A 24,854-nucleotide genomic window follows, 5' to 3' on the forward strand; every position below is an offset into this window, starting at 1 on the left:
CCCGTCAGGGAACCTCAGCCGGCATCTTTGCGTATCTTCGAAAAGTTTGCATCTTATCTCGATCGGTTCCCCTCTATGCCTTTCCACGAAATCCTGATGCAAACTTTGTCTGCGCTCTGGGACACCAAGCTTCGCAGCTTTCTTACAATGTTCGGCATCGTCTGGGGGATCACTTCGGTGATCCTGCTTGTTGGCCTTGGCATCGGCTTCAACGTGGATCAAAAGGAGCATCTCCGCACGATTGGCACCGACATCGCCATCATCTTTGGCGGCAAGACCGGTGCCCAGGCGGGAGGATACGCCGCAGGCCGAGACATTCATCTCACCGTTGATGACGCCATCGCTATCCAGCAGCAGGCCCCTCTGGTGAAGACCGTAAGCCCCGAACTCCGCCGCAGCGTCGCCGAGGTCAGCCAGTGGAACGCAGCCAACCGAGCCGTGCGCGGAGTATGGCCGGAGTATCAGCGATTCCGCTCCCTCACCGTCGAGCAGGGGCGTCTCATGACCGCGCAGGACGAGGACGAAGGAGCACGAGTCATTCTGCTCGGTGCCGAAGCCAGCCGGCAGCTCTTCCCCGGTAAACTAGTCGTCGGACAACCTCTGATGGTAAGCGGCTATCAATACACCGTCATCGGAGTACTCGCAAAAAAGAAGCAGAATGGCAGCTACGGCAGTGGCCCGGACAACACGCAACTCTTCACAACCTACTCCGCAATGGCCCGCGACTTCCCACCCACCGAAGGCCCAGGAGTCATTCGCGGATATGTAAACAACATCGTCGTCGAACCGGTTTCCGCCGGCATGCACGAAAAAGCCCTGGACCAGGTCTCGCGAATCATCGCAGAGCGTCACCACTACGATCCCAACGACAAAGAAGCTCTCTGGATATGGGACACCCTCGAAGGCTCGAAGTTTACCGAACGCATCTTCAGCGTCATGACATTTTTCTTCGGAGCCGTAGCGCTGCTCACACTCGCCCTGGGCGGAATCGGCGTCATGAACATCATGCTGGTCGCAGTCACCGAACGCACTCGCGAAATCGGGGTCCGCAAAGCCCTGGGAGCCACAGCCATCGATATCAAACGCCAATTTCTCGTCGAGTCAGCAATCATCACACTGGTCAGCGGACTCGGCGGCCTGGCACTCGGAGTCGGGGTCTGCGCCGCAATGCGCTACGTCCCGCTTCCCGACTTCGTGCCGCACCCCGTAATCTCTCCAGTAGCTATCGCCGCATCGCTCACCACCCTTGCAGCCATCACTATCTTTGCAGGAATGTACCCTGCCCTTCGCGCCGCCAATCTTAGCCCGATGGAATGCCTGAGGACAGAATAGAGATGAGCCTGCTTGAAATCATTCGCCAAAGCCTCGACTCACTCCTCCGCAACCGTCTGCGCTCTGGCCTCACCATGCTCGGAATTATCTGGGGACTGGTGACCGTCGTCCTTTTGCTCAGCTATGGCAAGAGCCTCGGCGAAGGCGTACTCAATGGCTTCATGGGTCTCGGGGACAACGTCATCATGGTGTGGGGGGGCCAAACCAGCATGCAGGCTGGCGGCGAACGATCCGGTAAAAAAGTAAAGTTCCTTGACGGCGACACGGAAGCAATTCGCGACGCAGTTCCCTTCCTCAAAGCAGTCAGCTCCGAGACTGACGACGGCTTCAGCTTCAAGTACGGCTCCAAGGTGGTCAACATCCAAAGCAAAGCAATCGACTTCCCCTACGGAGGAATGCGCCGGCTCAACGTCGATCAAGGCCGCTACTTCGAAGCAGCTGACTTCACCGATCATCGCCAGGTCGTCATCTTCGGTCCGCACGCCGCGCAAAAACTTTTCAACGGCGATCCTCCCGTCGGCGAGTCGGTCCAGATCGAAGGCCACGTCTTTCAAGTGATCGGCGTTCTAAAAAACAAAATCCAGGACTCCTCCAACAACGGTCCCGACAATGAAAACGCCTTCGTCCCCTTCGACATGATGCGCCTGCTCCGCAGCCAGCGCAACCCCGACAGCATCGTCTTCCAGCCCAGCGCGCCCGAACTCCACCTCAAGGCACTGCAGGCCGTACGCGCCGTGCTCGCCCAGCGGCACCACTTCGATCCCAAGGATGACAAGGCCGTCCCCAGTTGGGACACCGTCGCCGACTCAGCCGAGATCATGCAGTTCAGCACCGCGCTCGACCTTCTCCTCGGCATCATCGGCGCCATGACGCTTGGCGTCGGTGGAGTCGGCGTCATGAACATCATGCTAGTCTCGGTCACCGAGCGCACCCGCGAGATCGGCCTGCTCAAAGCTCTCGGAGCACGCCGCAAAGACATCCTCACGCAGTTTCTCCTGGAAAGTCTGACGTTAACCTTCCTCGCAGGCATCGTCGGAATGATTGTAGCCGTCATCGTCGCGTACCTTATCCCACCGATGCCGCTCTACTCCGACATCTACAAGACAGCCAACCACGAGGGCGACATCCTTCTCCGCGCCTCCCCAACCATCATGCTCGTCTCGTTCGCAATCCTCGCCGCAGTCGGCGTCATCTCCGGGCTTCTACCGGCAGTGCGCGCCTCACGCATGGACCCCGTCGTCGCTCTAAGACACGAGTAACCCATCCGTTTCTCCCGACCAACGGCGAGACCCCGTGTACTCACCCCAGCCAAGACGGGTATACAAGTCACGACGTGCCCGCCCGCACAGAGCGAGCCCGTCCGGCAGGACGCATTCCCTAATTTGCCAGCCGATACCGAATTGTCTGATCCTCAAGAAAATACTCTGCTGAGCAATCCGAAGCCCCGCAGATCATTGACTCCAGCCCCGCACACTGCTGCTTCGTAATCAGCCCCAACGACCCGCACGACGGACACGCCAGCACCGCCCAATAAGGGTTATCCGCCTTACCCAGCTCGCCCGCCTGCTCCAGCAGAAACAACGTACCCGGCTGCATCTGCTCCGGGATCCACACTTCAAGTAGGTTCAATTCCGCTACCATGCTTGCCTCTTCTCCCAACGGTTGTCTGCGGTTCACGACTCACGTTCTAGCGCCAATACCGAATTGTCAGGCTGCGGAAGAGACCTCCTGGATGACTTTGTGTCGCCGTCGCTCTATGCACTACTTCTGGTGCAAAGAATAACGGAATTCCCGCTCCTGTCAATCCCACATTTTGCACAGAAAGAAGACAGCGTGGTTCACCCTATTGTCCCGCATACAACGCACGATAGATCTCACGATTACGCAGAATCGCCTGCACGTACTCCCGCGTCTCACTGTAAGGAATTGACTCAACGAACTCAGCGATGTCTTTGTAGTCCCCGATTGCTATCCACTGCCGCACCGGCACGTCCCCTGCGTTGTAGGCAGCCAGCGCATACTCAGCCTGGCCACCGAATCTGTCCATCACCTCCCGCAGATTCAGTGTTCCCAACTGCAGGTTCGTCGTCGGATTCAACAGCATATTCGCATCGAAGTGTTTGATTCCCTGCTTCTTCGCCGCCGACTTCCCCACCGAAGGCAGCAGTTGCATCAGCCCCCAGGCGTTTGCATGACTCACTACTCCTGCATTGAACTCCGACTCTTGCCGAATTAGCGACGCCACTAGGAAAGGGTCCAACCCGTTCTTCCGAGAGTCCGCCGTCAGATCCGCCCAGTACGGCTGCGGAAACAGAAGCTTCCAATACACCGTCGGAACCTCATCCAGGGGTAGCGAAAAAAAGGAGATCCCGCTGTGCTTCATCGATTGAATCGCCCGCGTTGTCTCCCCATACGACGAGTAGATCTCCGCCTGTGCCAGCGTGCCCCATTCGCTCGAGGTCTCACTCGCCTGAATCTCCGGCCCGATGTATTCATTCAGCGCCGCATTCGCCAGCAGCCTCGCCTTGATCAGATGAGGCTCGTTCTCCGGCAACTCCCCCGTCAAATCCGGAACCACCGGCACGTGCACCGCGCTCAAAGCCGCAGCAGGAGCGACACTCGCCGTCTGCGTCTTCAGCACATTCAGTCGCTGCCTCGCCAGTCCCGCATAGTAGGAGTGGATGTACGAGGCAGTCAGCGCGCGATAGTAGTTCACAGCCTGCCCGAAGTTCTTCTCTTCATCCTCGTAGATTCGCCCGCGCCAGTAGAGCGCCCCAGGAATCTCGATCCCCCCGCCAAACATCTGGATCTGCTCCTCCATCAACCGCGCCGCCTCGGCATAGTTATGCTGCCGATAGTTCATCCACGCCGCCCGCCAGTGTGCCGAAGGCGCATATAAACTCTTCGGAAACAGCTTCACCAGCAGCGCATAGTGATAGGTTGCCTGTTGCGCATCATGCTTCAGCAGATACATATTTCCGCCGGAATACAGTGCCTCCTCCAGCCACCGGCTCGTCGGAAAATCCCTCACCATCCGCGCAATTAAAGCGTCATGTGCGCTCTGGTCATCCTCATTACGCGACAACTCAGCCAGCAGATACAGCTTCAGCGCCGCACTGTCGTCCCTGGTGTCCGGCAGCTTCTCCACCTCTCGCCGGCTGATCTTCTTCAACCTCATATCCGAGGCCGCAGCGTAGATCAACAGCGCATCATGGTCCGCCGAGCTCAGACCCGAACCATCCCGCTCGATCGAGTGATACTCCTCCCCAGCCTCCGCATATCGCTTGGCGTTGAACAACTGGTCCGCATGAACCTTACGCTCCGCAACAATAGGTGGCATATTCATCGCCTGCAACTGCGTACGTGCCTGAGCCGCCTCAACGCTTAAAGGAAATCCAACATAAATACTTCTGAAAATAGAAGCCGCGTGCGCCGTGTCGCCCGAGGTCTGGTAAGCCCGCGCCAAAGCATAACGAAAGTCGACGTGCGACCCCTGCGCCGAATCCGCGAGCGGCACCAGAACCTTCAACGCGCCTTGTGGATCATTTTGTTGCAAATGAGCATTCGCCAGCGACACCGGCGCACTCGCGTCGAAGATGCTCTCAGGATGTCGTTCCGCAAAGCCGTCCAGCAACCCATACGCATCTGCCCCATGCCCGCCCTGTATCGCCGCCTGCGCCCCCAGGTAATCGGCGTAGTCGTCCAGTGCCGTACCGCTTACATTGGCCTGTCGATAGCTGTGCACCGCCTCGTCATACCGATGATCCAGCATCGCAGCATGCCCCAGCGCCAGGTAAGCCGCCGCCGCGCCTTCTCCGGGATGCTGTCGCGCATAAGCCTCCACCCCGCTGTAAGCCGCTGCCGATCGAGTCGCCGCCAGCTGCTGCGCCATCGGACGAAGCTGCTCTGAAGCCTTGAACGCACTTGTCAAACGAATCGTCTGCGCCGTTGGCTTCCGCGAGACGATGTGGTGCTTCCGCCTCGCAGCGCCCTTCTTCCCCGTCGCCTTGCTGCCCGGCGTCTTGGCAGATGTCCCGGCCTTCGCCTTCCCGCTCGCCCCCTTCGTCTTCGATCCCGAGGCCTTCCCTGCGCCTGCAGAAGATGTCCCAGACTTGGAAGGTGTCGGTGCCTTCTTAGGTTGTGGTTTAGACTGCGGAGTCGCCGGTGTTGTGGTCTGCGCCTGCCCAACCGTGTAGCCCGCCGAACACGGCACGCTCATCCCCATCAAAGCAGCGGCAACTACCGCCGACCAAACCTTACCCCTGATGGTCCCCATTGTTCCCTTGTTTCTCCAACCCACATCTCCACTCTAAGCTGAGCCGCTCTGGCTCCGCAGCACCAATCGACCGCGAACCACCACAGATACCACTAAAGATACTTCATCGGATGCGTCCACCTTGCGCCAATTGCCTCTCTTATCGGCGCCGAGCGCTCCCGAGATTACCAATTGCCAATCTTTTTCCACAACTAGGGTAAAGATCTCCCATTCAAGGCCGAATAGACAAAGAGGACTGCAGATATGCAGGAAAAATCCAGATCTCTCTTGTCCCGCGCTTGCGTTCTCCCACTCCAAAAGAGTTTCCAGACCTCCCCTGAGGAATACTATGCGCCTAAGCCTGTTCACCCGTGCCTCTATCCTCGCCCTTGCTTCCATTCCTCTCTTCGCCGACCCTATTCCCTACGCAAACGTCGGACAACTAGCTCCGGACCATTCCTTTACGGCAACCGGCAACGGAATAGTCACCGCCTACTTCTACTCTTCCAGCGCCGGCAACGATGACAAGATCATTCTCTGGGACAAGACCTCCAACACACGGACCGCCCCCTCTCTCGACAACCACAACTCCGCCATCGGATCCTCCATCTCACTCTCCGTCAAAGCCGGTGACTCCCTCATCTTCGTCCTTGACGACGTCACAACCGGCCAGGACTTCAGCTCCGTCGACTACTTCGGCGTTGTCTCACCAGCCAACTACAACGACGACGGCTACAACCACGCCTACTCCACCCCCTACTCCGGCGGAGTCAGCGGTATTCCTGCAGGCATCTATCTCGGGATGGAAGATCTCGGAGTCATAGGCCTCAAGCCGCTCACCGGCTCCGACCTCGATTACAACGACGACAACTTCGTCGTCACCAACGCCACCGCGACTCCAGCCTCGACACCGGAGCCGAGCACCATCATCCTCTTCGGCACTGGCTTGGTCGCAGCAGCCGGCGCCCTCCGCCGCAAGTTCGCCCGCGGCTAAGTCCTTTCTCCATCAACGTTCGGCAACACCGGAGAGCGTGAACCTTCCAGGCCATGTTCTCCGGTAACCGCTTCTTTTCGGCAACAAGACCTCTCCGCAAAAGCAGCTCCCCAATCCTAACTTTGCTCTCTAGCTCACCGACATTTACTATGTTGTAGATACTGAATCTTCCGCTCCTTAAAACGGGCGATTCAAGTGTTTGTTTCCGCACCTTTTCATTCATGCCCGCCATCCAATCTCCAGCCACGGAAGAGGTACACCCCGACGTAGCGCTTGTAGCGCGCGCGAAAGAGGGGGATACCGCAGCATTTGAGCAGTTGGTTCGTCAGTATGAGCGCCAGATCTTCCGGGTAGCGCAGCATATTACTCAAAACCGTGAAGACGCCGAAGACATCACGCAGGACGCATTCCTCAAGGCCTACGAGAAGCTTGACCAGTTCCAGGGAAACTCGAAGTTCTCGACTTGGCTCGTCCGCATCGCGGTCAATGAGAGTCTCATGCGGCTGCGCAAGCGCAAAACCAGCAAGACCGTCTCCATGGACGAAGACGTCCAGACCGACGAAGGATCTATCCCTCGCGACTTCGCCGAGTGGCGGCCGAACCCCGAGCAGCAGTATAACCAGGCTGAGCTCGCCGACATCCTCCGCAAGACCATTCAGGGTCTTCCTCCAGGATTCCGCACCGTCTTCACTCTTCGTGACGTTGAAAATCTCTCCACGGAAGAGACTGCGGAGGCACTCGGCTTGAGCGTTCCCGCAGTGAAATCCAGATTATTGCGCGCGCGGCTTCAACTGCGCGAGCGTCTCAGCCGATACTTCCGGCAGAAGCAGGAGGGCCAGCCAGCATGAACTGCACGGACCTATTGAGCCATCTTTCCGACTACTTCGATGACCAGCTCACCACCGAACTCCGCGAAGAGATCAGCGAACACACCGCCGGATGCCAGCACTGCCGCGTCGTGCTCAACACGACCCACCAGACCATCGAGGTCTACAAGGGCAACGAGCTCTATGAGGTCTCTCCCGGGCTACGCGAGCGCCTTCACTCCGCTATCATGGCCAAGTGTCTCGCCAAAAAATAACTTTTCCGCTTAGACGTAACGAAGCCACCTCGATCAGATCCGCCCCGCCGCCCTGAGAGCACCAATCTCCACATCCGTGAACACCCTCGACCGGATCAGAAACCGGACCCCTTCCCCGTTCTCCAGCGAAAACATCCCCCCACGTCCCGGCACCACATCTAATATCAGCTGCGTGTGCTTCCAGTATTCGAACTGGCTCCCGCTCATATAAAACGGAGTCTCCCCCAACGTCGCCAGCAGCACATCCCCGTCGCCGACTAGAAACTCTCCACGCGGATAGCACATGGGGGAGCTGCCGTCACAGCAACCTCCCGACTGATGGAACATCAGCTCCCCATGTTTGTTCGACAACCTGCCCATCAACTCCACAGCGGCAGGCGTCGTCACAACCTGTTCCGGTAAATCGCTCATCTCTACCCATGTCCTCTAAAAAAATCCCATCGCATTCGGGCTATAGCTCACCAGCTGATTCTTCGTCTGCTGATAATGCTCCAGCATCATCTTGTGATTCTCGCGCCCAACGCCCGACTGCTTATACCCTCCAAACGCCGCATGAGCCGGATACAGGTGATAGCAGTTCGTCCACACCCGTCCCGCCTCAATCGCCCGCCCAAAGTGGTAAGCCCGATTCATATCTCGCGTCCAAACGCCTGCGCCCAGCCCATAGAGCGTGTCGTTCGCCAGCGCCAGTGCCTCATCTTCATCGTGGAAGGTCGTCACCGAAACCACCGGCCCGAAGATCTCCTCCTGGAAGATACGCATTTTGTTGTTGCCTTTGAAGACGGTAGGTTCAATATAGAACCCCTCGGCCAGATCGCCCGTCTGCGTAGCACGCTTCCCGCCGATCAGCACCTCCGCACCCTCCTGCTTGCCGATATCAAAGTAAGAAAGAATCTTCTCCATCTGCTCGCTCGAAGCCTGCGCCCCGATCATTGTCGTTTTATCCAGCGGATTCCCCTGCTTAATCGCACCCACGCGCTTCAGGGCACGCTCCATGAACTGGTCGTAGAGCGTGTCCTGAATCAGTGCGCGCGAAGGGCAAGTACATACCTCGCCCTGGTTCAATGCGAACATCGTAAAACCTTCCAACGCCTTATCAAAGAACGCATCATCCGCGCTCGCAACATCCTTGAAGAAGATATTCGGGCTCTTTCCGCCAAGTTCCAACGTCACCGGAATAATATTCTGCGAGGCATACTGCATAATCAGCCGGCCCGTCGTCGTCTCGCCCGTAAACGCAACCTTGTTAATACGTTTGCTAGAAGCCAGTGGCTTACCCGCCTCCAGCCCGAACCCATTGACGATATTCACCACGCCCGGCGGCAAAATATCCTGGATCAGCTCCATCAAAACCAGAATCGACATCGGCGTCTGCTCTGCTGGTTTCAACACCACGCAGTTCCCTGCCGCCAGCGCCGGCGCCAGCTTCCACGTCGCCATCAAAATCGGAAAGTTCCACGGAATAATCAGCCCAATCACACCCAGCGGCTCATGGTAGTGGTAAGCAATCGTGTCCTTGTCGATCTCCGAGATCGACCCCTCCTGCGCCCGAATCACGCCTGCAAAATAACGGAAATGATCGATCGCCAGAGGCATATCCGCGGCCATGGTCTCGCGAATCGGCTTCCCGTTATCCCACGTCTCCACCGTTGCCAGCATCTCAAGATTGTCTTCAATCCGCTGCGCAATCTTCTCCAGCATCCGGCCGCGTTCCGTCGTCGAGGTCTTCCCCCAGGCCTTCTTCGCCGCATGCGCCGCATCGAGCGCGCGATCCACATCTGCCGCGTTCGAGCGCGCAATCTCGCACAGCACCTGCCCCGTCACCGGCGTCACATTCTCAAAATACTGTCCCGACAGCGGCGCCACCCACTCCCCGCCAATGTAGTTCTCATACCGTTTCTTGATCGACACAGGAAACCCAAAAGTCCCCGGCTGAACTGCAGTCATCGTAGCCATAGAATCCACTCCCTCGAGATCGTTATCTACACCGCGCCCGAAATTGTAGTCCTCCGCACCGAAATCTGTCACAGCCCTCAGCAGACAGCCTCAACCACCCTTCCTTTTTCGCTGAAGACGTGAATAAAAGCGTACTGCAGCAGCATGATCGTCTTGCCATCCGCAATCTCACCCCGCTCGATCCCTCCCATCGCATCCTCAATCGAAAGCTCCAGAACCTCAATGTCTTCGCCCTCAACAAAGTTTCCGCCGCCAACCGTCACCCTGCTGCCGCTGTCGTACTCCGCCAGAAAAAAGTAAAGCTTCTCAGTCACCGACCCCGGACTCATAAAAGCCTCAAATATCTTTCGGACATGCTCGACGCGATATCCCGTCTCCTCCTCCACCTCAGCCTTAATCCGCTCCTCCGGACTTGCCTTATCCAAAAGCCCCGCCGCAGTCTCAATTAACAAACCCGGATGCCCATTCACAAAAACCGGAAAGCGGAACTGCCGCGTCAGCACAACCGTGCGGCGCTCCAGGTTATACAGCAGAATCGTGGCACCATTGCCGCGGTCATAGGTCTCCCTGCTCTGCTGCTGCCACGTTCCATCGCTCCGCTGCAGGTCGAAGGTCGTCTTCTTCAACACGTACCAATCATCCGACAGCGTTTCAACTTTCTTGATCCGCACGCGGTCTTTCATCGAAGGTGCCTGCACGAAATTCATCCTGCCGAAACGATATCGTGCAGTTTCGTGCAAAGTCAAGTATTATCGTGAAAAGGAAAATGTTAACCACTCACCGAAAACAGCAGATCCTCTCCATCCTGAAGCGCCAGGGCCAAGTCATCGCAAAAGAAGTGAGCCAGACCATGGGCGTCTCAGAAGACACCATCCGGCGCGACCTTCGCGAAATGGCCCACGAGGGCCTCCTCCAACGCGTTCACGGCGGAGCCCTCCCTGCCTCTCCCGCCGTCGCAGATTTTCCCAGCCGCGAACGAATCGCCCCCGAGGGCAAAGTAGCCATCGGCCGCGCCGCAGCTAAGATGATTCAACCCGGTCAGGTCATCCTCCTCGACGGCGGCACCACCGCCAGACAAGTCGCACGCCACATTCCTCTCTACCTCAAGGCCACCATCGTCACCCACAGCCCCACCATCGCCCTCGAGCTCATCAACCATCAGAACATCGAAGTCATCCTCATCGGGGGACGTCTCTTCCGCCACTCCGTCGTCGCCGTCGGAGCCTCAGCAATCGAGGCCATCGCTCAGATCCACGCAGACACCTACTTCATGGGAGTCACCGGCATCCATCCAAAAACCGGCCTCACCACAGGCGACTACGAAGAAGCCGCGATCAAGCGAGCCCTGAGCCACGCAGCAGCAGAAACCATTGTCCTTGCCTCCACCGAAAAGCTCAACGCAGCCTCACCCTACGTCGTCGTCCCGCTCACAGAGATCAGCGGCATCATCACAGAACGCTCTGCGGAAAAGACTCTTCTGCGCCCTTACGAAAAGCTCGGAATCACCGTCACACGAGCCTGAGAGAGCCCCGGCCACCGCCGAGGCTCTCTCATTATCTTGCGACAACCCTGAAGTCATCCGGCTCCTGGGCAAGCGGCTTGTCCCATCCGCAGCACGGAACAAGATGATCACCTGCCTCCTCCGGACCCCACGTGTGAGGCTCATAAACATACACAGGCGTATCTTCCTTCAAAACAGGATCGACAATCCGCCAGGCCTCTTCAACGTAATCCTGTCGCGCAAACAACGTAGCGTCCCCGGCAATCGCGTCCGTCAACACCCGCTCATACGCTTCCATCTCCTCTGGACTCGGGTGGCGGCTAGCAATTAGTTCCACTGACTCGCGACCCGAACCCTCAAGCTCATTCGCAATCGAGACCGACATCGCCACCGTCATCTCGGGACTGATCCGGAAGCGCATATAGTTCTGCGCCGTGTTCGGCTCCGTGATGTTCGTGTGTGGTGGTTTGCGAAACCGCGCCATCACCTCCATGCACGTCACCGGAAGATTCTTTCCGGCACGAATGTAAAAAGGAACGCCATCCCATCGCCACGAGTTAATCCCAAGCTTCAGACAAGCAAACGTCTCCACCTTGGAGTTAGGCGCAACACCCTTCTCATCGAGATAGCCACGAAACTGCCCGCGAACCAGGTTTTTCGCCTCAATTGGTGGAATTGCCTTGAGCACCTTCACCTTCTCATCACGCATCGACTCAGCATCGCCGCGCGCAGGACACTCCATCGCAAGATTACACATCACCTGGAAGATGTGGTTCTGAATCACATCGCGAATAGCGCCAGTCTGGTCGTAAAACCCCCCACGGCCCTGAACCCCAAAGTCCTCCGCCATCGTGATCTGAACGGTCTCAACATAATCGCGATTCCAGATCGGTTCCAGGAACGCATTTGAAAAGCGAAAGGACACCATATTGTGAACCGGGCCCTTCGCCAGGTAGTGATCGATGCGAAAGATCGACGACTCGGGAAACGCAGACAGCAGAATCCGATTCAGCTCCTGCGCCGAAGCCAGATCATGTCCGAACGGCTTCTCCACAATCATCCGCGCGCCTTTGGCCGAACCCGACTTCACAAGCTGTTCGACAACCTCCTCAAACAGAGAAGGAGGAATCGCCAGATAATGTGCTGGTCGCTCCGACGAACCCAGAGCCTTTCGCACCGCAACGAACGTCGAGGGATCCACATAGTCTCCATCGACATACTGCAGCAGCGCACTCATCTTCGCCCACGCGTCCGGATCTAGCCCCCCATGCTTCTCGAGACTGTCCTGGGCGCGCGCCTTGAACTGATCAAGGTTCCATCCAGCCTTCGCCACGCCAATCACCGGCACGTTGAGCGTGCCCCGCTTGACCATCGATTGAAGCGCCGGAAAAATCTTCTTATAAGCAAGATCGCCGGTTGCACCAAAGAAGACTAGCGCATCGGAATGAGATTGACTCACGAGTTTTCTCCTTCAAGTCCCAAGACTATTTTTCGTGTGGCTTCTCAAGATGGCCGCCAAAGGCAAAGCGCATCGCAGACAACAGCTTGTTGGAAAAGTCGGCCTCACCTCGCGAACTAAACCGCGAATAGAGCGCCGTCGTCAGCACAGGAGTCGGAACGCCTTCATCAATCGCAGCCTTGATCGTCCAGCGGCCTTCCCCAGAATCCGAAACTCTTCCGCCATACTTCGAAAGCTCAGGGTCCACAATCAGCGCAGACGCGGTCAGATCCAGCAGCCACGACGCAATCACGCTCCCGCGTCGCCAGACCTCGGCGACATCAGGCAGGTTGAAGTCGTAAAGATAGTGTTCAGGATCGCGCAACGGCGTCGTCTCAGCATCGATCTCCGCCGTGTGCTTGCCAATGTCAGCCGCCTTCAGTACGCCCAGCCCCTCGGCATACGCCGCCATCATCCCGTACTCAATTCCGTTATGCACCATCTTGACGAAGTGTCCGCCGCCAGTCTCGCCGCAGTGCAAATACCCCATCTCCGCCGTGCCACCAACCTTCTCACGCCCCGGAGTCTTGGGGATATCGCCCACCCCAGGTGCAATCGTCTTGAAGATCGGATCCAGATGCTCCACAACGGCCTTCGGTCCGCCAATCATCATGCAGTACCCGCGCTCCAGTCCCCAGACGCCTCCACTGGTGCCCACGTCGACATAACGGATTCCCTTGGGCTCAAGCTCTTTGGAACGGCGAATATCGTCGATGTAATACGAATTCCCACCGTCGATCAAAATGTCGTCCTTCTCCAAGTGAGGCACCAGTTCAGCGATCGTCTGATCCACCACTCCCGCAGGAATCATCAGCCAGATAGCGCGCGGCTTGGACAGCTTGCTAACAAAGTCCTCAAGCGAAGTTCCTCCCGTGACGCCCTTCTCCTTCGCAAGGTCAGAGACAACCTGTTGCGACCTGTCGAAGACAACGCATTCATGCCCATTTTTAGCCAACCGTTTCACCATGTTGGCTCCCATCCTGCCCAGGCCTATCATTCCAAGTTGCATTGAACGCTCCCTCCCAATACTTGCTGGTTCACTGAACATCAAAACGGTGCAGAGTTTTCTTGCAACCGCAGCCGCCGACCCTTATTTGTTCTTCCTGTATCTCCGAATCAAATTCGTTGTAGAAGTATCATGCGAAAGCGCAGGCTCCGTCTTGCTCTCAAGCTCTCCAATAATCTTCTGGGCCAGCACCTTCCCAAGCTCAACGCCCCATTGATCGAAAGAGTCGATGCTCCAGATAGTACCCTGCGTGAACACCGCATGCTCATAAAGAGCAATCAACTTGCCCAGCACCTCCGGAGTCAGATGATCCGCAAGAATCACGTTCGACGGACGATTGCCTTCGAACACACGATGCGGAACCAGCCAATCCGGCGTCCCCTCAGCCTTCACCTGCTCCGCCGTCTTGCCGAACGCCAGCGCCTCAGCCTGCGCAAACACATTTGCCATCAGCATGTCATGATGCTGCCCCAGCGGATTGAGTGTCTTATAGAATCCAATAAAATCGCAAGGAATCAAACGCGTCCCCTGATGAATCAGCTGATAAAACGAGTGCTGACCATTCGTCCCAGGCTCGCCCCAGTAGATCGGCCCTGTCTCGGTCGTAACATGTGTGCCATCAAGAGTTACATGTTTTCCGTTGCTCTCCATCGTCAGCTGCTGGAGATACGCCGGGAACCGCTTCAGGTACTGCTCATACGGCAGAATCGCAACCGTCTGCGCATCGAAGAAGTCGGTGTACCAGACCGTTAGCAGCCCCAGCAAAACTGGCAGATTGCGGGCGAACGGTGCAGTGCGGAAGTGCTCATCCATCTGATGAAACCCATCCAGCATCGCGCGAAAGTTATCCGGCCCAATCGCCAGCATCGTCGACAGCCCAATTGCCGAATCCATCGAGTATCGGCCGCCGACCCAGTCCCAAAACTCAAACATATTTGCCGTATCAATGCCGAACTTCGCAACCTCCTTGGCGCTCGTCGAAATCGCGACAAAGTGTTTCGCAACCGCCTTCTCATCACCACCCAATCCAGCAAGCGACCAGTCCCTCGCCGAGTGAGCATTCGTCATTGTCTCCAGCGTCGTAAAGGTTTTCGAGGCGACGAGAAACAGCGTCTCATCTGCATTCAGATCCTGCACCGCCTCAACAAAGTCCGTTCCATCTACATTCGACACAAAGCGGAACGTAATATCGCGCTGGCTATAGTGCTTCAACGCCTCATACGCCATCACCGGTCCAAGATCCGAGCCGCCTATCCCAATATTGATGACGTTCTTAATTCGCTTGCCCGTATGTCCCTTCCACGCCCCACTCCGCACCCGATCCGCGAAGGCCGCCATCTTGTCCAGTACCGCATGAACCGCCGGCACAACATCCTCGCCATCGACGACGATCTTTTCACCCTTCGGCGCGCGCAAGGCAACATGCAGCACTGCCCGATTCTCGGTGATATTGATCTTCTCCCCGAGGAACATCGCGTCGATCCGCGCCCTCAGTCCCGACTCCTCCGCTAACTGAACCAGAAGTTTCAGCGTCTCGTCCGTAATGCGATTCTTCGAGTAGTCGAGAAAGATGCCCGCAGCCTCAAGGGTAAAACGCTCTCCCCGCCCAGGGTCATCAGCAAACAATGCTTTAAGCTTAGTGTCTTTGATCTTCTGATAATGAGCACCCAGTGCCTTCCATGCTGAACGCTCACTCAGCGGCGTCAATTTCGTCGTCATCTGCATACTCCTTGCATCTCTGTTTGTTTCCGCCAGACCAGACTACTATTCATTCCCGTTACAAATATCGTGTTGAAGAGGGAAGGTGGAAAAACCTGTAACATTCCCGCAATTTTAACGAAGACTCCCGGAAAGCAGCCTATACAAATCCACGGACCCAACTCCAGCATCTCTTTATTGATGTTCGAAATGCAAATAGATATTCCATAAAAAAGCTGACCTATTTCATCGCCCATAAGACACACTTCGACGGCATAAGTTACCACTCTCCGAAACAAGGATTGGACAGGTCTTGCATCCTAGACGGCCGCCGCGATCAGTTAGATGCAGGTCCTTCAGATCCCGATCTCAGTCCGTATCGCGGCCGCAATCGTATCGGCATGGTGCCGCATCAATGGCTCTGATTCCGCTTCGATCATCACGCGGGCCAGCGCCTCGGTGCCGCTATAACGAATCACCACTCGACCCGAATCAGCAAGTTCCACCTCGGCGGCGCGAATTGCAGCTGCCACGTTCGGAATCCCCTGAAGCGGTCTTTTCTCGCGCACTTTGACGTTCACAATTACCTGCGGAAAAACCTTCAGATCTGCCACAAGCTCCGCCAAAGACTTCCCGCTCCGATGTACGACATCCAGCAACAGCAACGCCGTCAGCAGTCCATCCCCCGTCGTGCTGCGTCCGCTAAAGATAATATGGCCGGACTGTTCTCCTCCCAGGGCCGCCCCTGTGGCGATCATCTGCTCAAGAACATACTTGTCGCCTACCGCGGCGCGAAGCATCTCAATTCCGCTGCGTTTTAGTGCCGCCTCAAGCCCCATGTTAGACATCGTCGTCGCAACCACCGTCGAGTTCGTCAAAAGTCCACGACGCTGCAAATCGCGTGCCGCGAGCAGCAGCACCGCATCCCCGTTCACAACCCGACCATGCTCATCTGCAAAGAGCGCACGGTCGGCATCGCCATCAAACGTAATGCCCATCGACGCTTTGCAGCTTTTCACCTTTTCGGCAACGATCTCCGGGTGCAACGCACCGCAAGCCTCATTGATATTTCTCCCGTCGGGACTGGCATGGGTAATCAAAACCTCTCCGCCGAGGTCGGAGAACAACTGAGGCGCGACCGACGAAGCAGCCCCGTTGGCACAGTCGACCACGATCTGCTTCCCATCCAGTGAAAGCTCTGGGACGGACGCCAGCAGAAAGCGAACATACTCTGCGCGATCGGCCTCATTCACAGCAGGCGGCACAGTCCTTTGCGGCACAGCCCTCGACGCCGCAAGTTGGCGGAAGATCTCCTCTTCGATCGCAAGCTCCACCGCATCCGGAAGCTTATAACCATCTGGTCCAAAGAGTTTAATGCCATTGTCCTGCCACGGATTATGCGAGGCCGAGATAACGACGCCGGCTGCGAAGCCATGAGTATGCGTAAGGAACGCAACAGCCGGGGTCGTAATCACACCAGCGCTTTCAACAGAAGCACCGCCCGCGTCCAGCCCGGCAGTCAACGTTGCGGCAATCCATTCGCTCGACTCGCGAGTATCCATCCCGAGCAACACGCGGGGCCTCGGAGTTTTCACGCCGAGAATATGCGCCAGTGCAAGTCCGATAGCGTATACCGTAGTCGCATCAAGGGGCGACTGCCCAGCGACAGCGCGAATGCCGTCGGTTCCAAAGAGCTTCTTCATGACTTGCTGGTCTCCATTATGTTTGCTTCGTCCCTCTGAGTCTGAGTTATTTCGGCTTCAAGCGTCCCCTGTGCAAGCCGCGCACGTATCGTCTGGCCCGGCGCAGCATCTGTAGAAGAACGCAACAACGTGCCGTCTCCAGCGCCACCTTGCAAGTACACCAGAGCATAGCCGCGTGACAAAACCGCAAGCGGCGACAGTACATCAAGCCTCGTCGATGCCCTTTCAACCCGCGTACGACGGCCGCCAACGTTCTCCATCGCGGTGCGCTGCAACCGCTGTGTGGCGGCCTGCAAACGATGGTTCGTCGCGGCGATGCGAACAGAGATATCCTGGCGGCGAAGACGGTCGCTCTCCGCATTCAGACGTTGGGCGGGAACGCGAAGACATCGTTGCGCAGCCGCGTCAAGACGAAAGCGAAGTTCGTCGAGCCGCTGATCCTTCCGGCTGACTGTATCTCGCAATCGATTCAAAACCGCCTCTGCAGAGAGTCGTGTATAGCGCTGTCTCGCATGCATCAAATGGAATCTTCCGGCACGCTTCACCCTCGCGCCCAACGCAGCAACGCGCTCCTCGATGCGATGTTGAGCGGCAGTAATCAGTTCCGCAGCAGCCGACGGCGTCGGCGCACGAAGATCCGCAACGAAATCAGCAATCGTGAAGTCGGTCTCGTGGCCAATCGCCGAGACCACAGGAAGCGCGGACGCGGCAACTGTGCGCGCCAACGCCTCGTCGTTGAAGCCGGCAAGATCTTCCATCGAGCCGCCCCCTCTCGCAATCACAATGGCATCGACTAGCGAAGAGTTGGTATTGAACCAGCGAATCCCCGCAGCAACAGACTCCGGACTGGAGGCACCTTGCATCATAGCGGGATATACCAACAGATTCAGCCGCGCATGGCGACGGCGAACTACCGTAACGATGTCGCGAATTACCGCGCCGGACAGCGAAGTAACGATGCCAACGCACTTCGGAAACGAAGGCAGCTGCCGTTTACGCTCCGCGTCGAAGAGTCCTTCCGCCAGTAATCGCGCCTTCAGTTGCTCGAACGCAAGCTGCAACGAACCGGCACCGCGAGGCTCCATCGTTTCCCCAATGAGTTGGAGTTGCCCCCGGCTCTCATACACCGAGACGCGGCCGCGAACCAGAACGGCAAGCCCATCCTCAGGCCGGAAGCGCAACAGTCCTGCCTGACGGCGAAACAGCACCACCGGTAACTGAGCCTCGCCATCCTTCAGCGTAAAGTAGATGTGGCCAGAGGGTGCCGGCCTGCAGTTGGAGATCTCACCTTCGACCCAAAGATCGCCATAGGCCGTTTCAATCTCCTGCCTTATGTTCATCACAAGCGCGTGAACGCTCCAGATACGACGCTCTGTTGCCCGTTCGCTCATGTCCGAAATACTTCGCGGGGTGGGCTTTATCGCAATCTCGCAAGACTCTTCTCTGCCAGAAACCGGCTTAGCAGAAGCAACAACCGCTATTGCGCCGTCTTCTTCAAAGAAAGAGAAAAGCTCCGATTGGAGCAGCGGGTCCGGCGCAGGGATTGTCGAGGTCTTCGACGTCGACCGTCTTTGGGTCCGGACCTTCCCCCGCCGCGCTCGCAGGCTGGCCAGTGTCGGCGGATTGTCTTCCCGTTCGGACATCTTGCCTGAGTCTAGCATCGCGACGCAGCCAATCAGACGGTCAACGGCGCAGCCGTCCCACAAACCAAAGAAGCAAACTCAGAAGAACACTGATCAGAATGGAAGTTGCGATGGGAAAGGAAACCGACCATACCCGCCCATGCCAGCTAAGGTCACCAGGAAGACGACCAAGGGGAAGATTCAGGCGATTCAACCCGAGGATGAGCGCACCTGCCAGAGCCAGCAGCAACCCGAGGATGACAAGAGTACGACCCAGGTCAGGCATGTTGCACCACTCTAAGCAGTCGCCAGCAGCGCAGAAGCCTCACGCAGAAGCTCCGCAGGCTGACACGGCTTGGTAAGAATGCCTACAGGTCGCGACAAGGTACTGGCCCGCTCCCGCACACTCTTCAGATTGGAATAAAAACCGGTCAGCATAAGGATGCGACACGCCGGCAGCTCCCGCGTCACATCGTTTACCAGCGACAGTCCGTCCCGGCCAGGCATGGACACATCACACAAAAGAAGATTTGGCTCAAACTCGCGAGAACACTCCAGTCCCTGATCTGCGGAGTAAGCGGCCATCGCCTTGAAACCACTCTTCTCAAAGATGAGAGTCAGCGTATCGGCTACAAGACGGTCATCATCAACCACCAGAACTCGCTTCATCGGTGCCCTCCGTGCGAATCGTTCGGGTTGCGTGCGTCAACACATGCCTGAAGAATCCAGACTAGGCCTCAAAAAGCATATTTGTCGAATCAAAATTCAATGATTTCATCTCTGAAGAGATAGACTCCGCTCTTCAAACAGAGTCAACGACGAGGCTGTGCAAAAGAAAGTTTGCGAACCACGGCCTGCGACTTCACCCGTACAGAATCGCAACTTCAGTCTCTGGTAAGGTTTACGACAGAACGCTGACTCCGAATCGATTGAGGATCTCACCTTGCACGTCGCCGCATTCATCGCCGGTCTGCTCTTTTGCCTGGGAGTCGCCCTCGACGCCTTTCAGACCATCATCCTTCCCCGCCGTCCCACCGGGCGATTTCGAATCACCCGAATCTTCTTCATCGCCACCTGGGCCCCCTGGGTCTACATGGCCGAACGCGCCACAGACAAAAAGCTGCGCGAGCAGATCTACAGCATTTATGGCCCGCTCTCTCTTCTTCTGCTTCTCCTGCTTTGGGCGATTCTTCTAATCTTCGGCTTCGGAATGTTTTATTTCTCCATGCATTCCCCCTTTGGTGACGCCATGATGACCCACGCCAACAACCCCTTGGCACAGTTCGGCACCGACCTCTACGTAAGCGGCACGACCCTCTTCACCCTCGGCCTGGGAGATGTCGTCCCCCATAGTCTTCTCGCACGGGCCTTCATTATCCTCGAGTCCGGCGTAGGCCTCGGCTTCGTCGCCCTCGTCATCGGCTATCTTCCTGTGCTCTATCAGGCATTTTCGCATCGCGAGATCAACGTTGCCCTCCTCGATGCACGCGCCGGCTCCCCTCCCAACGCCGCCGAACTACTCCGCCGCCATGCCTTCGAAGGAAGCGAAGAAGCCCTGATCGATCTGCTGGAGGAGTGGGAGCGCTGGTCCGCCGAGATCCTCGAGTCGCACATCTCCTACCCCATTCTCTGCTTCTACCGCTCGCAGCACGACACCCAGAGCTGGCTCGCCGCCCTCATCTCAATCCTCGACACCTGCGCCCTCCTGATCTCGGTCATCGAAGGCACCCACTCCCGCCAGGCCCAACTCACCTTCGTCATGTCCCGCCACGCCCTCATCGATATCGGTGAGGTCTTCGAAGTTCTCGAACGCAACCCCGGACAGCCTCGAACCGACCCCGACCGCCTCCCGTCCAAAGACTTCTACCATCTCTGCGAGGCGCTTGGCGAAAATCAGCTCCGGCTCTGTGGCGATCCCGCCGCGGCAAAACGCCTCCACACTATCCGTGCTCTCTACGAGCCTCACGCCCACGGTCTCTCCGAATACCTGCGCCTGCCCCTCCCCGTCTGGGTCGCGCCCCCAAAAGTAAACGACCAGTGGAGTCTTCTGACCAGAATGCGAACCGACGCCGCCACAGCCATGAAGTCCGCAGGCGACCGCACGCCCTTCTTTCCCGACGAAGACCACGGCTGATTCCCGCAACCCACAACGAAGATTCGGGATGCAAGGCGTACAGCCCTCGCATCCCGAACTTCTTTCCAAATCTGTATCCAGAAAGCTACTGACCAGCAGGCCCCGCAGGCGCAGGATTCAGCTTCTGAGCAGCCAGCGTCCCGGCAGCGCCCTTAGCGTCTTTGTCCTTCAACTGCGCATAGATCTTCTTCGCCAGCTCAGGCTTCCCCTGTGCCTCATACAGTTCCGCAAGCTGCAGTTGCGCCAGGCCGGAAGGCACAGTCGTCGTCGGCTTGGCCGTCAGCTCGTTATAGATATCCACAGCCTGAGAATCACGCCCCGTCTGGCGATAGAGTTGTGCCAGCGAAAGCTTCGCGAGCGCCGCAAGATCCCCATTCCAACCACCCGCCACCTGCTTCAGCGTGCTCTCCGCCGGGCCGTTCTGTCCCTCTTCCATATAGGTCAACCCACCAAAGTAGCGAGCCACCTTGCCATCCGGGGTCATACCGTACTTGTCCGCGACGCCCATGAAAAGATCATTGGCCGCCTTAGCCCGTTCGGTCGGAGACGCATACGTCTTCACCCCAGCAGGCACCGGCTGCCCAGGCGCTGCCAGCGGCGTCTGGTAAGCCTGCATGGCTGCGCCAAAGGCCACGGAAGCCTGATTTGCGCGGCTGTTATAGATCAGAAAGCCACCCACCACCACCAGGATCGCCGCGAGGGCAATTGCACTGGTAGCGATCACGGAGCGGCGGTTTTCGCTGGCCCACTCAAGGCCATGCTGTGTGGTATCGACGAACTGGTCATGCTTGAGAGCTTGCTTGGTCTGCTGGTCCACTTTGTCTTGTTCTTCCTTTTTGCTCGTCCCGCGTTGAGGGATCTGGTAGCGCGAAGTCACAGCGCAGAACTTTAAGTCTATCAGCGCGGTAATCGAAGTGCGACTCGCCCGCGCCTGAATCGCCTCAAAATCAGCAACGCGCGCAAAATGAGGCAATTCCGTGCACTCTCTATGCCCTGAATTTGAACCACTATCTCTGTACCCTCTCCAGAGGGTTGACAGCCCCACGGTAGAGGCGAAGACTTGTACCCGAAGGAATTGCGCCCACTTATGAAGACTGTAGCCGTCGAATCCGCTATCGCGACCCCGCCCACTACCAACAAACACCTCATCCGCTGGGTCGAAAAGATGGCCGACCTCTGCCAGCCCGACCGCATTCACTGGATCGACGGATCGCAGGCCGAGTACGACTTCCTCTGCAACCAGCTCGTCCACACCGGCACCTTTACCAAGCTCAACGAAAAGCTCTGGCCCGGCTGCTTCCTCGCCCGCTCCGCCCCCAACGACGTCGCCCGAGTCGAAGACCGCACCTTCATCTGCTCCCTGTCGAAGGATACCGCCGGTCCCACCAACAACTGGGAAGACCCCTTCGTGATGCGCAAGAAGCTCAAGGCCCTCTTCAAAGGAGCCATGCGCGGCCGCACCATGTACGTCCTGCCCTACTCCATGGGCCCGGTCGGATCGCCCATGTCGCAGATCGGCGTCCAGCTCACCGACTCCGCCTACGCCGTCGTCAACATGCGCATCATGGCCCGTATCGGAGCCCCCGTCTTCGCCGAAATCGACAAGGACGAGAAGCGCGTCGTCCCCTGCATGCACACCGTAGGCGCACCCCTTGCACCCGGCGAGCAGGATGTCCCCTGGCCCTGCAACGACGAGAAATACATCGTCCACTTCCCCGAAACCCGCGAGATCTGGTCCTACGGCTCGGGTTACGGCGGCAACGCGTTGCTCGGCAAAAAATGTTTCGCCCTACGCATCGCCTCCAACATCGCCCGCGACGAGGGCTGGATGGCGGAACACATGTTGATCGTCGGCGTGGAATCGCCCAAGCGCCCCGACGGCACCACCGAAAAGACCTACGTAGCGGCCGCCTTCCCCAGTGCCTGCGGCAAGACCAACTTTGCCATGATGATCCCACCCGCAGGCTTCGAGGGCTGGAAGGTCTGGACCGTAGGCGACGATATCGCCTGGATCAAACCAGACGAGAATGGACAGCTCCGCGCCATCAACCCTGAGGCCGGCTTCTTCGGCGTGGCCCCCGGCACCAGCGCCAAGACCAATCCCAACGCCATGGCCACGCTGGCCAAAAACACCATCTTCACCAATGTAGCGCTCACCCCCGAGGGCGGCGTCTGGTGGGAGGGCATGACCGATACCCCACCCGCCGAGCTCATCGACTGGCGCGGCAACCGCTGGACCCCGGCCATCGCCAAGGAAACCGGCCAACCCGCCGCCCATCCCAACGGCCGCTTCACCGCTCCGGCTTCGCAGTGTCCCACCATCGACCCCGACTGGGAGAATCCGAACGGTGTTCCCATCTCCGCGTTCATCTTTGGCGGTCGACGACCCACCACCATGCCGCTTGTCTATCAGGCCTTCAACTGGTCTGCCGGCGTCTACATTGGGGCCACCATGGGCTCGGAGACCACTGCTGCAGCGGGCGGTGCTATCGGCAAGGTGCGGCGCGACCCTATGGCCATGCTGCCTTTCTGCGGCTATCACATGGGCGACTACTTCCGGCACTGGCTCAAGATGCAGCGCAACCTCTCTGCCACGCCCCGCGTCTTCCACGTCAACTGGTTCCGCAAGGGTCCTGACGGGCAGTTCCTCTGGCCTGGTTTCGGCGAGAACATGCGTGTTCTCAAGTGGATCGTCGATCGTGTCCGCGGCCGCGCCCAGGGCAAAGAGACGCCCATTGGCTGGACGCCGCACTTTGACGACATCAACTGGAAGGGGCTCGACTTTCCGCGTGAGACCTTCGACGTGCTCCAAACGGTAGATCGCGGCCAGTGGAAGCAGGAGGTTATGGGCCATGAGGAGCTCTTCCTCGCCCTTCATGACCACCTGCCTCCGGAGATGATCTATGAGCGCGAACTGCTCATCTGCAGACTTTAGTCAGGTGTTTTTTTCTGTATGGTGGCATGTGCGTTTTTGCAGGGGTTTTTGCGAAATGCTAGTGCTAAAACGTGGTTTTCTGGATGGTGAAACGTGGTGAGATCGTGGTGAAATGCTGGCTGAAAACACCACGATTTCAGGTCACGAAAAATACGCCACGTTTTGACAATTTATTTTGACCTGCCTTGTTCAGAGTTATTTGGCATGGCTGTTCAGAGCCAACTGGTTCGAAGGTTCCGGTTCCCCCTTTGAATGGTGATTGACCTTCAAAGTCTCCCGGAAGCAATATTCAGAGAGCTAAGCAGGATCCTATGTCGAATCAGCACGCTGCACCCGTCAACCCCGATCCGCGGCCGCCAGTGCCAGAGCCCAGCCACGCCGAACGCTCCCGCACCCTGCTTCACCAGGCCAGCGTGGCGACGCTTTCGACCGTCTCCCGCAAGCAGCCGGGCTTCCCCTTCGGCTCCCTGATGCCCTACGCGCTCGATGCTGCGGGGCGGCCCCTGTTCCTCATCAGCACGATGGCGATGCACACTCAGAACATGAAGGCGGACCCACGCGCCAGCCTCTTTGTTGCCCAGCCGGCGGCCGATGGGGACGTGCTTGGGGCGGCACGTGTCACCCTCGTCGGGGCGGTCCACCAGATCATCGAGAAGGAGAAGCCTGAGGCTCGGGAACTCTACCTAAAGGCTCACCCCAACAGCCACTACTGGGTGGACTTTACCGACTTCGCCTTCTTTCGTCTGGAGCCGGTGGATGTGTACTACGTGGGCGGCTTCGGCGTGATGGGCTGGGTCACTGCGGCGGACTACGCCGCAGCCTCTCCCGACCCTCTTGCCGGGACAGCGCAGGGCATCCTGGACCACATGAACGCCGATCACGGCGACGCGCTCGTTCTGCTGACGAAGGCACATGCCGGGCTTGAAGCCGAGTCGGCAACGATGACCTCGGTCGACCGGCTGGGGTTCCATGTTCGGGCCGTCACACCAGCAGGAGTCAAGGGTGCGCGCATCGCTTTTTTACGTGAGGCGAAGACGGCTGGGGACACACGTTCCATTTTGGTCGAGATGGTAAAACACGCGCGCCAGAACAGTGCACTCCCCACAAATGCCTATTGACTCCTATCTTCTTTGCCTTTA

At 57.8% G+C, this 24,854-nt stretch carries 23 protein-coding genes; 10 read left to right on the forward strand and 13 right to left on the reverse strand.

Features of this window, described 5'->3' with window-relative positions; genetic code table 11:
- Window positions 1–96 precede the first annotated feature (96 nt).
- Window positions 97–1,332 (forward strand): ABC transporter permease, encoded by a 1,236-nt coding sequence (locus HDF10_RS11750; protein ID WP_260177827.1) that lies wholly within the window; start codon window positions 97–99, stop codon window positions 1,330–1,332.
- Window positions 1,333–1,334: 2 nt separating this feature from the next.
- The gene (locus HDF10_RS11755; protein ID WP_183813520.1) at window positions 1,335–2,591 is read left to right on the forward strand and encodes an ABC transporter permease; all 1,257 of its coding nucleotides are present in this window, start codon (window positions 1,335–1,337) and stop codon (window positions 2,589–2,591) included.
- 118 nt (window positions 2,592–2,709) lie between these two features.
- On the opposite strand, the gene HDF10_RS11760 is transcribed toward HDF10_RS11755, so the two are convergent.
- On the reverse strand, window positions 2,710–2,973 hold the full coding sequence (locus HDF10_RS11760) for a hypothetical protein (RefSeq protein WP_183762825.1): 264 nt from the start codon (window positions 2,971–2,973) through the stop codon (window positions 2,710–2,712).
- A gap of 202 nt (window positions 2,974–3,175) precedes the next feature.
- Window positions 3,176–5,608, reverse strand: a complete 2,433-nt coding sequence (locus tag HDF10_RS11765) for a transglycosylase SLT domain-containing protein (protein WP_183813522.1) — start codon at window positions 5,606–5,608, stop codon at window positions 3,176–3,178.
- A gap of 328 nt (window positions 5,609–5,936) precedes the next feature.
- Between HDF10_RS11765 and HDF10_RS11770 the strand changes: the two genes are divergently transcribed.
- The 3 genes from HDF10_RS11770 to HDF10_RS11780 all read left to right on the forward strand — a co-directional run bounded on the left by HDF10_RS11770 (window position 5,937) and on the right by HDF10_RS11780 (window position 7,662).
- Window positions 5,937–6,581: a PEP-CTERM sorting domain-containing protein gene (locus HDF10_RS11770; protein WP_183813524.1), complete on the forward strand. Its 645-nt coding sequence runs from the start codon at window positions 5,937–5,939 to the stop codon at window positions 6,579–6,581.
- A 221-nt stretch (window positions 6,582–6,802) separates the two neighbouring features.
- The gene (locus HDF10_RS11775; protein WP_179585025.1) at window positions 6,803–7,429 is read left to right on the forward strand and encodes an RNA polymerase sigma factor; all 627 of its coding nucleotides are present in this window, start codon (window positions 6,803–6,805) and stop codon (window positions 7,427–7,429) included.
- Window positions 7,426–7,662, forward strand: a complete 237-nt coding sequence (locus tag HDF10_RS11780; protein ID WP_183813526.1) for an anti-sigma factor family protein — start codon at window positions 7,426–7,428, stop codon at window positions 7,660–7,662. The genes HDF10_RS11775 and HDF10_RS11780 overlap by 4 nt, the downstream gene beginning before the upstream one ends.
- A gap of 33 nt (window positions 7,663–7,695) precedes the next feature.
- Here the strand turns inward: HDF10_RS11780 and HDF10_RS11785 are convergent, their stop codons facing one another.
- From HDF10_RS11785 to HDF10_RS11795, 3 genes are all read right to left on the reverse strand, one after another.
- A complete protein-coding gene (locus tag HDF10_RS11785) occupies window positions 7,696–8,073 on the reverse strand; it encodes a DUF779 domain-containing protein (protein ID WP_183813528.1) in 378 nt (125 codons plus the stop codon).
- A gap of 15 nt (window positions 8,074–8,088) precedes the next feature.
- Entirely contained in the window at window positions 8,089–9,618 is a 1,530-nt protein-coding gene (gene adh, locus HDF10_RS11790) for an aldehyde dehydrogenase (RefSeq protein ID WP_221271644.1), read from the reverse strand.
- Between the two features lie 77 nt (window positions 9,619–9,695).
- Window positions 9,696–10,316: an NUDIX domain-containing protein gene (locus tag HDF10_RS11795; protein WP_221271645.1), complete on the reverse strand. Its 621-nt coding sequence runs from the start codon at window positions 10,314–10,316 to the stop codon at window positions 9,696–9,698.
- Between the two features lie 68 nt (window positions 10,317–10,384).
- Here HDF10_RS11795 and HDF10_RS11800 point away from each other — a divergent pair, with 68 nt between their 5' ends.
- A complete protein-coding gene (locus HDF10_RS11800) occupies window positions 10,385–11,140 on the forward strand; it encodes a DeoR/GlpR family DNA-binding transcription regulator (protein ID WP_183813530.1) in 756 nt (251 codons plus the stop codon).
- A 31-nt stretch (window positions 11,141–11,171) separates the two neighbouring features.
- On the opposite strand, the gene zwf is transcribed toward HDF10_RS11800, so the two are convergent.
- The 6 genes from zwf to HDF10_RS11830 form a co-directional block, all read right to left on the reverse strand.
- On the reverse strand, window positions 11,172–12,578 hold the full coding sequence (gene zwf, locus HDF10_RS11805; protein ID WP_183813532.1) for a glucose-6-phosphate dehydrogenase: 1,407 nt from the start codon (window positions 12,576–12,578) through the stop codon (window positions 11,172–11,174).
- A gap of 25 nt (window positions 12,579–12,603) precedes the next feature.
- Window positions 12,604–13,626 (reverse strand): phosphogluconate dehydrogenase (NAD(+)-dependent, decarboxylating), encoded by a 1,023-nt coding sequence (gnd, locus tag HDF10_RS11810; RefSeq protein WP_183813534.1) that lies wholly within the window; start codon window positions 13,624–13,626, stop codon window positions 12,604–12,606.
- A gap of 81 nt (window positions 13,627–13,707) precedes the next feature.
- Window positions 13,708–15,342, reverse strand: a complete 1,635-nt coding sequence (gene pgi, locus HDF10_RS11815) for a glucose-6-phosphate isomerase (protein WP_183813536.1) — start codon at window positions 15,340–15,342, stop codon at window positions 13,708–13,710.
- Window positions 15,343–15,677: 335 nt separating this feature from the next.
- Complete coding sequence (gene glmM, locus HDF10_RS11820) at window positions 15,678–17,024, reverse strand: phosphoglucosamine mutase (protein ID WP_183813538.1); 1,347 nt, start codon at window positions 17,022–17,024, stop codon at window positions 15,678–15,680.
- Window positions 17,021–18,415, reverse strand: coding sequence for an exodeoxyribonuclease VII large subunit (gene xseA / locus HDF10_RS11825; RefSeq protein WP_260177828.1), 1,395 nt, complete (start codon window positions 18,413–18,415; stop codon window positions 17,021–17,023). Before xseA ends, glmM begins: the two co-directional genes overlap by 4 nt.
- A 292-nt stretch (window positions 18,416–18,707) precedes the next feature.
- A complete protein-coding gene (locus HDF10_RS11830) occupies window positions 18,708–18,860 on the reverse strand; it encodes a DUF2905 family protein (protein WP_260177853.1) in 153 nt (50 codons plus the stop codon).
- On the opposite strand from HDF10_RS11830, the gene HDF10_RS20955 reads away from it, so the two are divergent.
- A complete protein-coding gene (locus HDF10_RS20955; RefSeq protein WP_260177856.1) occupies window positions 18,807–18,947 on the forward strand; it encodes a hypothetical protein in 141 nt (46 codons plus the stop codon). The genes HDF10_RS11830 and HDF10_RS20955 overlap by 54 nt on opposite strands.
- Here the strand turns inward: HDF10_RS20955 and HDF10_RS11835 are convergent.
- On the reverse strand, window positions 18,944–19,315 hold the full coding sequence (locus HDF10_RS11835) for a response regulator (protein WP_183813544.1): 372 nt from the start codon (window positions 19,313–19,315) through the stop codon (window positions 18,944–18,946). The genes HDF10_RS20955 and HDF10_RS11835 overlap by 4 nt on opposite strands.
- Before the next feature lie 274 nt (window positions 19,316–19,589).
- Between HDF10_RS11835 and HDF10_RS11840 the strand changes: the two genes are divergently transcribed.
- A complete protein-coding gene (locus HDF10_RS11840; protein ID WP_183813546.1) occupies window positions 19,590–20,780 on the forward strand; it encodes a potassium channel family protein in 1,191 nt (396 codons plus the stop codon).
- 85 nt (window positions 20,781–20,865) lie between these two features.
- Here HDF10_RS11840 and HDF10_RS11845 read toward each other — a convergent pair whose 3' ends face one another.
- On the reverse strand, window positions 20,866–21,753 hold the full coding sequence (locus HDF10_RS11845; protein WP_260177829.1) for a tetratricopeptide repeat protein: 888 nt from the start codon (window positions 21,751–21,753) through the stop codon (window positions 20,866–20,868).
- A 114-nt stretch (window positions 21,754–21,867) separates the two neighbouring features.
- Here HDF10_RS11845 and HDF10_RS11850 point away from each other — a divergent pair, with 114 nt between their 5' ends.
- Together HDF10_RS11850 and HDF10_RS11855 are read left to right on the forward strand one after the other, a co-directional pair.
- Window positions 21,868–23,715 carry a phosphoenolpyruvate carboxykinase (GTP) gene (locus tag HDF10_RS11850; RefSeq protein ID WP_183813548.1) on the forward strand — a complete coding sequence of 616 codons (1,848 nt, stop codon included), beginning with the start codon at window positions 21,868–21,870 and terminating at the stop codon, window positions 23,713–23,715.
- A gap of 311 nt (window positions 23,716–24,026) precedes the next feature.
- The gene (locus HDF10_RS11855) at window positions 24,027–24,833 is read left to right on the forward strand and encodes a HugZ family pyridoxamine 5'-phosphate oxidase (RefSeq protein ID WP_183813550.1); all 807 of its coding nucleotides are present in this window, start codon (window positions 24,027–24,029) and stop codon (window positions 24,831–24,833) included.
- The last annotated feature ends 21 nt before the right edge of the window (window positions 24,834–24,854 follow it).

The sequence above is a fragment of the Tunturiibacter empetritectus genome, from assembly GCF_014201375.1.
Lineage (GTDB): Bacteria > Acidobacteriota > Terriglobia > Terriglobales > Acidobacteriaceae > Edaphobacter > Edaphobacter lichenicola_D.